The following is a 13,305-nucleotide window of genomic DNA, read 5'->3' on the forward strand; positions in this document are numbered from 1 at the left end:
TGAAATCAGAAAAGAATCCCTGAGATCACAGTAAAACGACAACTTTATCAACTCTACATACGGCTTCCTGAACTGGAGAAAGATTGCGAATGAAAAGTTTAATCCCCCAGCTATGCTGGGGGAGAATAGTTTTATATTGAAACATGGAAGTTATGTTTCGCGACTTTGAATATATCTCTTATATTCTTCTTCAGACCAGCGCCGGTATTCGGCAGCTTCGTCGTTTTTACCCTGCTTTTCCAAAATCTTAGATTTGATATCATAAAGCCAGTATTTCCGGCAATTTTCTTCACCATAATATTCATATTCATAAGTAAAAGCCTGCTCCAACGCATTCGTAGCTTTTGTGCAGTCATTCAAATCAAGATAGGCTTCTGCGATACAGATATAGGCAGGTACACAGATACCAATCTCGTTAATCCGCAGGAAACGCCTGATGGCTTCTTCATAATATTGAATGGCCTTTTCTGTCTCTTTCATCTTAGTCAGCACACTGGCACTGTTGAAATATGCCCAGGCGATCAGCACATTGTCGTCTGAAAGCGTTTCTTTACGGAGCTGCAGAGAATGTTCAAAATAAGAAAAAGCCTGTTCAAAGTCATCCGTATGATATTTTGCCCATCCCATCATAGAATAACTTCTGGAGAGCTGCTGCTTCTTTTCTAAAGAATCCGGAAGGTCTTTCAGTAGGGAAAGGGACAACGCAGCTTCAGAAGAAAGTCCATCATATTGTTCAAGGCAGCGCAGCTGATTTGAAATGTAGTAGTGATACCAGCTGGCTTTCAGTGGCTTCGGATTCAGCGTCAGAAGCCGTTTCATGATGGCAATACTTTTGTCTCGTATAAAATATTCGGCATAAGCTTCCGCAAGATGTTCCATGAATGGAATATCAAAAGAGCGGGATGGACTGCACCATTTCAGATAGTAAGCTTCCGCAAGTGAGAGCAGGGTACGCTTTTCCGTTGACTTCAAATGTGTAAAAGATGAGAGCTGTCTGGTCAGATTCTGGATATAAATCTGGCAGTCATCTACAAAATCAGGATCATTTTTCTGAATGGTATTGACGATGAGCGGATGCAGGGATATCACATCGGTAATGTAATTATACTGGATAAAACTGGAATCAATCAGTTCATCTATCAACATAAAATCATCTAGTTCTGTTAAGTCAAAAAAAGTCTCTGTTTCAATACCTTCTACCGGAAGAAGTGCCATATTTTTCAAGATGGAGAGTTTCTCTTCTGTAAGGCTGCCCAGGTGGAACAGATCTGTCATTACATTCAGGATATGTTCCATTACTATGTGAGAACGTCTGGAGGCAGGAGTTTCTTTTCCATTGAAAAAGTCCAGCATACTGGCAGGGGACATTCTGGAGGCTTGCATTTGTCTGGCCAGAAGTTCGATGCCGTAGGTGTGATGGGCAATCTTATCAAAAATCTGCAAGAGAATCATATCATCGCCAGACTGTAGAGGGCGTTTATAAAATTTCTGAAACAAAGCAATAAGATCTTCCGGATTGTCCATTGGATGAATGGAAAGTTCCTGATATCCATCTTTTTCACGACTGATACGGGTAGTGAAAATTACAGAATATGGTCCCTCCAGAAGTTCCTGTGTGCGTTCATCTTCGGCATCAAAATTGTCGATGATAAGAAGTGTATGTTTATCACAGTGTTCTTTTAAATAATTCAGCTTTTTATAATAATAAGTTTCCCGTGCCTGAGGAGTTGTAAGGTCTTGTTTCTCATTTTCCAGACCATGGATGAGAAGAAACTGATCTGTGATGATCATATCTTCCAGCGTACTGTTGTAAGTGAACCAGAGAATGGTTCGGTATTCGTTCTGAAATTTCAGTCCATATTGTCTGGCAAGTTCACTTTTTCCAATGCCACCGGTTCCGCATAAAAATAATTTATTGTTGTCGCTATGAAGTAAACGGTATATTTCGTTAAGTTCAGATGCCCGGCCAACAAAATTTGTGTTGTGTACAAGGGTGGTACTGTGTATGCTCTGAACCTGAACGACCGGTTGGGCATTGTTGTTCCATTCACTGCTTTGAATCCAATAAGAAATTCTGGATACAAGGGCATTGATACGGTCTTCTTCTGGCGGTTCGGTACCATCCAGAAAATGAATCCGTCCAAGGTAATACCGGACATCATCCGATATTTCCCTGTTATCGGTTCGGAAAGGTAACAGGCGGATGGATTCATGTTGATGGAACCGGTTAAAAGCACAGTCAATTTCATTGAGTACATGGGCAGAGTGAGAAGACTGCTCATTCATAACCAGAAGGAAGACTTTGCATGTATTGATTGCTTTAACAATATCTCCGGCATAGCTTGAATCTACATCCCGTGGGGCATACCAGCATTTGATTCCGTGACTTTCCAGTGCCGCTACAATATGTTCCACAAGTTCAGCAGATGAGTTTCGATGATAACTGATAAATACTTCGTGCTGCATAAAAGCACCTCGTTTCTGTATTGATAATAATTCTATTTTAGCATATGACAAACAACGGGGAAACTGTAAAAACGGTGAAACCAAGGAAGTGGGACATTGACGTCCCACTCCTTTTGATATAAACTATTATCTATATGTCTATAGTAAAATATAGACGTTATATTATAGTTAAAAGAGTAAGGAGAGTACATACGAATGAAGAGTTTTTATGAGTGGTACAGAAAACACATCACCGGTGCGATTTTCGGCGGATTGATCCTCGGAATCCTGACCGGACTGTTTTTGGCGGGACGGTTTAAAGTGGTTCTGACTGCAACGAGTGTACTGGGAAGCATCTATATGAGTGCATTGAACATGATGATCTTCCCGCTGGTATTCTGTTCGATCGTAATGGGTATTGCAAGCATCGGAAGTGCCAGGACGACAGGTAAGATCACAGGAGCGGCAATGCTGTTCTTCCTGTGCACCACAGCGCTGGCAAGTTTTGTCGGGCTGATCATTCCGAGACTGATCCGTCTTGGAAAAGGTGTCAGCTTTAAGATGGCTACATCTGATATTCAGGCAACAAAGATGGACAGTATATTAGATACAGTGAAAGGACTGATTCCTTCCAATCCGGTGTCTGCATTTGCAGAGGGTAATATGCTGCAGGTGCTGGTATTTGCACTGATCATGGGATTTACACTGATCGCGATCGGAGAAAAGGGAGAGCCATTATTAAAGGTAATTGATTCTTGCAACGAAGCATGCCTGAAGATTATCAGTACGGTTATGTATTTCACACCGATCGGAGTATTCTGTACGATCGTTCCTGTCGTAGAGGCAAATGGAACAAAGACGATCATATCACTGGCTACACAGCTGATTATCTTATATGTTGCGTTCTTTGGATTTGCATTTGTTGTATATGGCGGTGCAGTAAGCATTCTCGGAAAGACAAGTCCGGTGAAGTTCTTCAAAGCGATCATGCCGGCAGCATTGAATGCATTTGGTACATGCTCAAGTTCTGCAACGATTCCTCTCAGCAAAAGTTGTGTGGAAAATGAGCTGGGCGTACCGAATCAGATATCCAGTATCACAATTCCGCTTGGAGCAACTGTTAACATGGACGCAGTATCAATCCTGATGTCGTTTATGATCATGTTTTTTGCAAATGCATGTGGCGTACATGTCAGTATTCCGATGATGATCATCATCCTTCTGGCGAATGTTCTTCTGTCAGTTGGAACACCGGGAATCCCGGGAGGAGCAATCGCATCGTTTGCGGCACTGGCAACAATGGCAGGTCTTCCGGCTGGAGTCATGGGTGTGTATATCAGTATCAATACATTATGTGACATGGGAGCAACCTGTGTGAATGTAATCGGTGATATGGCCGGATGTGTCGTACTGAAAGAGAAGATAGAGATTGAAAAATAAAATGGAAATTACAGAAAAACAAAATAGATTAACGAGGACCTGGGTGGTTGCAGCTCTGGCGTGTGTCTGCTGCATCTTATGGGGCAGCGCAATTCCAGTGATCAAGACAGGCTATCGCATCTTATCTGTAGATTCTGCAGATACCGCAAGCCAGATCGTCTTTGCAGGTATCCGGTTTGCATTGGCTGGAATTCTGGTATTAGTATTTGCATCTATCCGTGAAAAACATATGGTTCTTCCGGATGGAAAAGTATTCCGCTATGCAATTCCTGTCTGTTTTGCACAGACCTTTGTCCAGTACTTTTTCTTCTACATCGGAGTAGCACATACCTCCGGTGTAAAAGGCGGAATTATCACAGGTCTTGGAAATTTTATCGCAATTTTAATGGCATGTCTGTTAGTAAGAAATGAAAAGATGACAGGCAGAAAACTTGCCGGCTGTATTCTCGGATTTGCAGGAGTCGTGATCATCAACATGGCAGGTGGTTCTATGGATATGGGCTTCAGACTGACGGGAGAAGGCTTTGTGCTGATCGCACAGTTGTCCTATGGGGCATCGACCGTACTGATCAATATTTTTTCCCAAAAAGTATCACCGGTTATCTTAAGCGGCTGTCAATTCTTCATGGGTGGAGTGTTGTTGTTTGTAGTAGGAATCCTCATGGGTGGACATCTGGATCATATGTCTGTTGCGGGAGCGGTATTGATCCTGTATCTGGCGATGGTATCGGCTGTAGCGTATACACTCTGGTCAGTTCTGCTGGCACATAATGAAGTGTCAAAAGTAGCAATCTTTGGATTTGTCAATCCACTTTGCAGTGTGGTGTTATCGGCACTGGTTCTTGGAGAAGTAAGCCAGGCATTTAATGCGAGAAGTCTGATTGCATTGATTCTGGTATGTGTGGGAATTTATATTGTGAATTACAAAAATAAAAAGTAGATTTCGGGAAATATCTTTTTGAAAAACAGTAATGAAATGTAAATAAAGTAAGAGGCTGAGAAGTTCTTTCTAAAAAGAATTTTTACAGCCTCTTTTGCATGTCAGCGATATAGAGTTTACAATTTCCCTTCCGGAATCTTACTGATAATCGTCTTATAAATCCTGATCAAAAATGCCATAGACGCAATAAATGATATTACTTCCGCAATCGGGAAAGACCACCATACAACGTGCAGTCCGCCAATCTTAGACAGGATATAAGCAGCAGGGATCAGTACAACCAGCTGACGCATGATAGATACGATCATGCTGAATACTGCTTTGCCGAGTGCCTGGAATACGGTACCGGCAATGATACAGAACCATGCGATCAGGTAGTGGATACCGATGATACGAAGTGCCGGAACACCAATCTTCAGCATGTCAGCAGATGCATTGAACATTCCAAGCAATACCTGTGGGATACCCTCAAAACAGAGAAATCCGATAAAAGTAAGGCAGAATGCAGTTGTCAGACTGATCCTGATCGTCCGGATCATACGCTTTCTCTGTTGGGCACCGTAGTTGTAAGCAATGATCGGTGTGATACCATTGTTCAGTCCGAATACCGGCATGAAGAAGAAGCTTTGAAGCTTAAAGTATACACCGAATACAGCAGTTGCGGTAGAAGAAAACTCGATCAGGATGCGGTTCATTGAATAGGTCATGATTGATCCGATAGACTGCATAATAATAGACGGAATACCAACTGCATAAATGTGTCCGATCAGGCTTATGTCCGGACGGAATCCTTTGAAGCTTAAGGACACTTCATGGTTATATTTGTGATTGCAGGTTCCGGCTACGATGCCGGCTACGCACTGTCCGATGACGGTGGCAACGGCAGCTCCGGTTACTCCCATCTTCGGGAATCCGAGAAGTCCGAAGATCATAATCGGGTCAAGGATGATATTGGTGATAGCACCGCATAACTGAGAAGTCATACTGAAGATCGTTCTTCCGGTAGAAGTCAGTAATCGTTCAAAGAAAATCTGTGTAAACAAACCAAAAGAAAAGATCATAACTGTACTCAGGTAATCAATTCCGAGATTCATGATCTCGACATCTGCATTTCCAATCTGGCTTGCATAGAACGGTTTTACAATCGTAAAGCCAAGGATTAAAAATACGATGTAACTGATGGCATAGATAAATGCTGCATTATCAGCAATCTTATTCGCCTTTTTAAAATTGCGCTCTCCAAGGGATTTGGACAGGAGTGCATTCATGCCGACACCGGTACCGGTAGCTACCGCAATCAGAAGTGTTTGAAGCGGAAAAGCTAACGAAACGGCAGTCAGCGCATTTTCTGATAATTTTGCTACGAAGATACTGTCAACGATGTTATAAAGTGCCTGTACCAACATGGAAATCATCATTGGCAGGGACATGTTAAATACTAATTTTCCGACGGGCATGGTTCCCATCTTGTTTTCTGCTATGGGAGCAGATGATTGATTTTCACTCATAAATCTCTTTCCTCCACAGTGACGCCGGCAAACCAGAGCGCCTGTTCATACAATTTCATTCTGTCTGTTATCAGACCCAAAAACATATATTAACATGAATGTGAGAAGGATTCAATCATTTGAATGCAGGATTGGACGATATTCGTAGCTCGGTATAAAATCCTTCTTATCATATAACGTATCATAATATTGGAAGATACGATCCATTACTTTTGGAATCTGTGTTTCATCCGGTTCATACAGAATGAGCAGATACTGCATGGAACTGTAGCGGGTACTGATGTCTACCTTGCGGATTTTTTCATGAATGGCTTGTTCCATACATGCAAGGGCATGTTCTCTGTTTTCCGTATATGTGACAGAGCCGGGTGCGGTGTCAATTGTGACCATTATAAGGAAACAGTGATGTTTATAGCGCTCATTGAGATGGTTCATGTATTCATAAATTTTTGCAAATTCCCGGTAATCAAGGTTCAGGGCACCATTGTAACGGCCGCTTTCGCTCAGAGCATGGGCAATTAATCCTAGATCTTTGCCGGTCACTTCGTCTTCGGAAAAATCCAGTTCCATCTGCTGATAGAAGAAGAATCCCTGCTTTCCGTTTTGTTTTACATGATAGAGTGCTTTATCGGCTTTGGAGTAGCAATCTTCAAAAGGTTCGCCCTTTGTACTCAGGTATAATCCTGCGGAGATAGAAGCATATTGGATCTCAGGGTCTTTTGAGGTGGCATGTTCGAATTTTTCAAAAAGATCCTGAATGAATGCTGTCACCTGTTCCTTGTCTGTTTCAGGAATGAAGAGCAGGAACTCATCACCACCGAGACGGCATACGACAGAATTCTGCGAGGATTCAGCAAGAAGCGTACCGAGAACTTTCAGTGCTCTGTCACCTGCTTTATGTCCATGGATATCATTGATCTTTTTCAGATTGTCCATATCTATGAAGATGAGGCATCCGCTATATTGCTGCATGAATTGTGCAGTGAGCTTTTCACCTCTGCTCCGCATCGGAAGTCCGGTGAGGAAGTCAAAGCTTTCACTGTCTTCCTGCGTCTGTAGTGTAGACATGACATTTGAAACGAAATTTTCAATCTCATTTTCAATAAATGGAAGTTCAGGATCATCCTCTGAGAATTCACAGTGTTCACAGATATGGACTCTGTCATCGAAAAGCAGTTCCAGGAAGATATCTGCAAGATCTGGATCAAACTGAAGTCCTCTGTTGTTCTGAATTTCTTCAAAGATCTTTTCCGGTGGAAGTGCATTTCGGTAGATCCTCTTGGAATTCATGGCATCGTAACTGTCGGCAATAGCTACGATGCGGGCGGAAAGCGGAATATCCTCTCCGGCAAGTCCGTCCGGATAACCTGTTCCATCATAATGTTCATGGTGTGAACGGGCAACTTCGGCAACATGAGGGATCAGAGTAATATTCTTTAGAATTTCGGCGCCGATAACGGTGTGTTCTTTGATAACGGAATATTCTTCCGGTGTAAGGCAGGCAGGCTTGTTCAAAAGCATATCCGGGATACCGATTTTACCTATGTCATGTAAGTGTGCGGCATATTTTAGATTCATGATCTCTTCGGAACCCCATCCCAGTTCATTGGCAATCAGAGCGGCATATTCAGCAACGCGGTGAGAGTGTCCGCGGGCATATTCATCCTTTGCTTCAATTGTGGTAGAAAGAGTCTGGATCATCTGAAGGGATACTTTCTCAATCTGACGTTTCCGTTTGGCCAGTTCTTTTTTCTGACGCCGGAGTTCCATCATATGTATATTTTCTGCGGTGCGAAGCACATTTAAAGAGAAAAGAATCATCATACCGATTCCGACAAATATACCGGAGAGAGATACAACAAAATAAGTAGAGATCCCTTCGATCATGACAGAGATAGTAGCAGCAAGCAGTCCGGTGAATGCAAGCAGATTCCGGTGCTTTTTTTCTTTCTTTATATCCAGTGCAAATGTGAACAGTACTACAAATACAGTAAGAAGGAGGATGGTATGAGACACAAAAAGCGTCTCGATATAATCAGCAATTCCTGTAAGATGCAGAATGGTACTGATGATAAAATTAAAAATTGCAAGCCATCCTATCGGAAGATAGAGCCTGCGGTATTTTCTATGCTGTACCTGATCGGCATAAAAGAGTACCGGAAGAGGGGAGAGCATGAGAATAATAAAGCACAGAGTGGCAAGTGCGGAGGAGTGCGGAACCAGAAGCTGGCGAAATTTTGATTCGCCGAGCATCCAGATCGATCCCATAAGCATGCACCATCCAAGATATTCCATGTCGAATTTGGTATGATAGATAAGTCCGAGCATGATACTGAAGATAATGGTTATCACACTTGCAAACAACAGGAAAAATGCAATGATTGTTTCCATACCGTATTGTGTGAACAGGAATTCCCATATATCGATCTTATCACCGCAATATACCGTATTGACAACACCGGAGTATTGTTTGGTATTGGTGCGTAATTCGATACGCAGTTCTTTACCGGCATCTGCATCAGATGTCTTACAGAAAACATAACGGCTCGCAGAATTTTTGCCTGCAAGTCTGGTATCTTTGGTGTCGTATTCGGAACGAAGTTTCCCATTAATATAAAAGCGTACACTCTGTAAAGAAGAACGGACAGCTAAGGTATTACTGTCGTAATCTTCCGGTAACGTAGAGGTGATTACCATAGTATCTTCCGGTGATACGGAATATCGTCCGGGAACGGTAATTTTTTCGGAACTGCCGTCGGATTTCTGCCAGGTGAACGAACCATGATAAACTGGCATACCGGACACTTCGTTTATGTCTCTTTCGTTGGTCCCGAATGCCTGAAGGATAAGAAACCAGACGAGTATGCCGGACATAAGAAGATAAAACAAATATCGTATTTTTGTATTTTGTATGTATAGTTCTTTTGTCATGTCAGTCCTCCTGGAAGTACGATGTGATTACAGTTCAAAAAAGTCTTTGATCTGATTCAGAATAATGTCCATCAGCCGTATGCGCGCCTCAATGCCAGCCCATGCGATATGTGGTGTAATTAACAATTTGCGGCTGTCTTTGATCTGAAAAAGTGGATTCTGCTCACTCATCGGCTCCTGGCATAAGACATCCAGACCGGCGGCAGCAATCTCATCTGTTATCAAAGCATCATATAAGTCCTGCTCTACAACGATCGGTCCACGTCCGAGATTCAAAAAGATGCAGGATTTTTTCATCTTTGCAAATGCATCTTTATCTAGAAGATTTTCAGTATATTCATTCAGGGGAGCATGGACAGAGATGATATCTGAAGTAGTAAGCAGTGTATCAAGATCAACCTGAGTGTATCCGTTCTGGGCAGGTTGTCCGGAAGCAGAATAATAGATTACATGAGCGCCAAATGCCTCTGCGATCTGGGCAACACGGCGTCCGATAGCACCAAGCCCGATGATGCCCCATGTCTTGCTGTTAAGTTCTGAAAAATGTTCGGAAAAATGAGTAAAACAGGTGTCATTGATATAATTTCCATTTTTTACATAATCGTCATAATAACGCAGCTTTTCAAGAAGATAGAAAAGCATGGCAAATGTATGCTGGGTTACTGTTTCGGTGGAATATCCGGCAACATTGCGCCAGGCAATGCCGCGGGAAGCCAGATAGTCTTTATCCAGATTATTGGTTCCGGTAGCAGTAACACAGACAAGCTTCAGATGCGCTGCGGTATGGATTGTCTGTTCGTTAACAGGAACTTTATTGATAATCAGAACATCTGCGTCCTTGACCCGTTCAGGTGCTTCTTCCGGTGTGGTAAAGTCGTATCTGGTGACCTCCCCAAGTGCGTCGAATCCGGAAAGGTCAATATCATCACCGATTGTTTTTGCGTCTAAAAATACAATTTTCATAATAGGTTCATCCTTTCATAATGAAATCACTGCTTTACCGGATACAGATATATACCATATAGGAAGCATATAAGATAAGCATGATGATTCCTTCCTTGCGGTTGAGTTCTTTTGAAGTCCATGCAAAGATCAGAGTTATCACACTGATCACGATCAGGACAGCAATGTCGATCATGTTATCCCAGGCGAAAGCCACCGGACTGATTGCTGCGGCAACACCGAGTACAAGAAGAATGTTAAAGATATTGGAACCAATGACATTTCCGAGCGCCATATCGACTTCATCTTTTCTGGCGGCAACAATGGAAGTGACAAGTTCCGGAAGGCTTGTACCCATGGCAATAATGGTAAGTCCGACCAATGTCTGGCTGAGTCCTAGGCGGACTGCAATCGCAGAGGCTCCATCGACGACAAAATCACCGCCGTACTTGATCGCGATCATACCTCCAAGAATGAAAATGAGACATTTCCATGCCGGAAGGAGATTGATATGTGAGGTAACTTGTTCAATCTCTTCTTCGGAAAGAGAGATTCTTTCTTCCTGCATAGAAGAAATAGCATCAGGTGTTGTTGTACGGCGTGCTCTTTTGACTGAGCGGATCATCCAGAGCAGATATCCGGTAAATATTATAAGAAAGAGAATTCCATCGATTCGTCCGAGTGTCATACCCAGATATCCAAGCAGCAGTAAAAGTCCTGCACAGAAGATAGATAATGGGAATTCTTTCTGTAAAGTACTTTTCTGAACGGCAAGCGGAACAAATAAAGTACAGACACCGCATACTACCAGCAGATTAAAAATATTAGAGCCAACCGCATTGCTGATGGCAAGGGAATTATTGCCGGTCAGGGAAGCAGTTACACTGACTGCACATTCCGGAAGGCTGGTACCCATGGCTACGATGGTCATGCCGATAATCATGGAAGGGATCCGGAGCCGCTTTGCTACGGCAGAGCTGCCTTCTACAAAGAAGTCGGCACCTTTGATCAACAGGACAAATCCGACGATTAATATAATGAGTGATTTTAATAATTGCATGTGATTCTCCTTTTTTCCGTTTTTAAACAGATATTAACAGCCGGCAAAGGCTGTCTTCTTGTAATTGTACCATAAAATCAAACAAAGAGGAAACAAGTGCCAGTGTTAATGTATATAAATTATTCTTTCCAAATGCATGGATTTACTGTATATTTATATGGAAAATAAAACAAGAAGGAGAAATACAAGTATGTTAAGTATGGTCATTGACAGCATCAGTTCATTCATGTACAGTAAATTGCTGGTCATTATGTTAATCGGAACTGGTGTGTATTTTACGATTCGGACGAGATTTCCGCAGGTGCGGCTGTTTCGCAGCGCCTGCAAAGCGGTAATGGAGAAACCGGATGATGAAGATGCAGTCTCTTCTTTTCAGGCACTGATGGTCTCCACTGCATCGAGAGTTGGAACAGGAAATATCGTAGGCGTATCGTCTGCAATCTGTATCGGGGGATTTGGAGCCGTATTCTGGATGTGGGTGATCGCAATTATTGGAAGCGCATCCGCGTTCGTGGAGAGTACATTGGCGCAGATTTATAAGAAAAAGGGTGAGGACGGAACATGTTACGGAGGACCGGCGTATTACATAGAGGCTGCACTTCGGTGCAGACCGTTGGCAATTGCATTCTGTATTGCCATGATCGCGACATATGCATTTGGATTTAATATGCTGGCATCTTATAACCTGCAGTCTACATTTGCAGGATTTTCTTTTTATCATGCAGATGTGACACCGTGGATCATCGGAGGGATTCTGGCAGTTCTGACAGGATGGTGTCTGCTGGGCGGCGGTTCACGTATTGTAAAAGTAACTTCGATGCTGGTACCGGTTATGGGTGTGGCATATATTGTGGTGGCTTTGATCGTGGTTGTGATCAATATCAGATATATTCCAGATGTGTTTGCAACGATTTTCAGGGAAGCATTTGACTTTCAGGCAATCTTTGGTGCATTTGCCGGATCTGCCATGATGCAGGGAATCCGCCGGGGATTATATTCAAATGAAGCGGGGATTGGTTCTGCACCAAATGCGGCTGCATCGGCAAATGTCACGCACCCGGTCAAGCAGGGACTGGTTCAGATGTTATCGGTGTTCATTGATACCTTATTATTATGTACGGCAACTGCTATGATGTGTATGTCATCCGGGGTAGCCCCGTCGGAAGCATTGCAGGGAGCACCATGGGTACAGGCTGCATTGCAGGAATCACTCGGAACGTTTGGTCCTGTATTTATTACGGTGTCTATGGTATTATTTGCATTTACAACACTGCTCGGCAATTGCTTTTACTGCGATAATCTGCTGACATATATTCATAAGAGTCAGCCCGGACGGCATTTCATGATGGCATTCCGTGTGGTATGTGCGCTTGTTGTATTCATGGGAGCCGGAATGGAGATGTCCATGCTCTGGAATATCTCAGATGTGTTAATGGGAGTGATGGCGATCATTAATATTCCGGTGATCATCCTCTTATCAAATACGGCACTGAAAGCACTCGGTGATTATGAAAAACAACTGAAAAAGGGTATGAATCCGGTATTTAAGAGTACGGATATCGGAATGAAAGAGAAACTGGATTGCTGGAAGTAGAGGAGGTGACAGCTATGTATTATGTACCGGATGGAACAAAGGAATGCGGATATTACGAATGTAAGAAATGCGGGAATCGTTTTCTGTCCCTGCAGACGATGAAACGGATCCCGTGTCCGGACTGCGAGCAGGAGATCGATTACGAGATCGGCCCGGATGAATCGCTGGAAGATGTGCTGGATACGGCAGAACTTCTGCAGAAGATCGAAGGCACAGAAGAAGTTGCGAAGATGGATGCGCTTCTGAGCCTGGCGATTACTGGCGGGGATTGTAATTGGATTTAATTGGGATTTAATTTATTAACTGGGAAGCGGCCTCTCGGTCCTTGAAGGAAACAATAGATAAGGATTCTTGTTCAGGTTCCATACCATAAGAAACACTAAGAGAGTCAGAATCACCTAAAAGCAAAGGAACTACGCTCAAACTCGGCGTTCGCCTCAAACAC

The 13,305-nt window shown here is 43.0% G+C and carries 9 protein-coding genes; 4 read left to right on the forward strand and 5 right to left on the reverse strand.

Annotation, left to right across the window (positions count from 1 at the left end; genetic code table 11):
• Window positions 1-150: 150 nt before the first annotated feature.
• A complete protein-coding gene (locus OCV72_RS08615) occupies window positions 151-2,466 on the reverse strand; it encodes a TIR domain-containing protein (protein ID WP_055283190.1) in 2,316 nt (771 codons plus the stop codon).
• Window positions 2,467-2,661: 195 nt separating this feature from the next.
• Between OCV72_RS08615 and OCV72_RS08620 the strand changes: the two genes are divergently transcribed.
• Both OCV72_RS08620 and OCV72_RS08625 read left to right on the forward strand, forming a co-directional pair.
• Window positions 2,662-3,885, forward strand: a complete 1,224-nt coding sequence (locus OCV72_RS08620) for a dicarboxylate/amino acid:cation symporter (protein ID WP_055283192.1) — start codon at window positions 2,662-2,664, stop codon at window positions 3,883-3,885.
• Window positions 3,875-4,825, forward strand: coding sequence for a DMT family transporter (locus OCV72_RS08625; protein WP_319017398.1), 951 nt, complete (start codon window positions 3,875-3,877; stop codon window positions 4,823-4,825). The genes OCV72_RS08620 and OCV72_RS08625 overlap by 11 nt, the downstream gene beginning before the upstream one ends.
• A 116-nt stretch (window positions 4,826-4,941) precedes the next feature.
• On the opposite strand, the gene OCV72_RS08630 is transcribed toward OCV72_RS08625, so the two are convergent.
• The 4 genes from OCV72_RS08630 to OCV72_RS08645 form a co-directional block, all read right to left on the reverse strand.
• Entirely contained in the window at window positions 4,942-6,333 is a 1,392-nt protein-coding gene (locus tag OCV72_RS08630) for an MATE family efflux transporter (RefSeq protein WP_055283194.1), read from the reverse strand.
• Between the two features lie 111 nt (window positions 6,334-6,444).
• Complete coding sequence (locus OCV72_RS08635) at window positions 6,445-9,264, reverse strand: HD domain-containing phosphohydrolase (protein ID WP_055283196.1); 2,820 nt, start codon at window positions 9,262-9,264, stop codon at window positions 6,445-6,447.
• 27 nt (window positions 9,265-9,291) lie between these two features.
• Window positions 9,292-10,227, reverse strand: a complete 936-nt coding sequence (locus OCV72_RS08640) for a D-2-hydroxyacid dehydrogenase (protein WP_055283198.1) — start codon at window positions 10,225-10,227, stop codon at window positions 9,292-9,294.
• Between the two features lie 34 nt (window positions 10,228-10,261).
• A complete protein-coding gene (locus OCV72_RS08645; RefSeq protein WP_055283200.1) occupies window positions 10,262-11,266 on the reverse strand; it encodes a calcium/sodium antiporter in 1,005 nt (334 codons plus the stop codon).
• Window positions 11,267-11,456: 190 nt separating this feature from the next.
• Between OCV72_RS08645 and OCV72_RS08650 the strand changes: the two genes are divergently transcribed.
• Both OCV72_RS08650 and OCV72_RS08655 read left to right on the forward strand, forming a co-directional pair.
• The gene (locus tag OCV72_RS08650; protein ID WP_055283203.1) at window positions 11,457-12,860 is read left to right on the forward strand and encodes an alanine/glycine:cation symporter family protein; all 1,404 of its coding nucleotides are present in this window, start codon (window positions 11,457-11,459) and stop codon (window positions 12,858-12,860) included.
• A gap of 14 nt (window positions 12,861-12,874) precedes the next feature.
• Window positions 12,875-13,144: an FmdB family zinc ribbon protein gene (locus OCV72_RS08655; RefSeq protein WP_055283205.1), complete on the forward strand. Its 270-nt coding sequence runs from the start codon at window positions 12,875-12,877 to the stop codon at window positions 13,142-13,144.
• The last annotated feature ends 161 nt before the right edge of the window (window positions 13,145-13,305 follow it).

Source organism: Dorea amylophila, from assembly GCF_025567265.1.
GTDB classification, from domain to species: Bacteria; Bacillota; Clostridia; order Lachnospirales; family Lachnospiraceae; genus Dorea_A; species Dorea_A amylophila.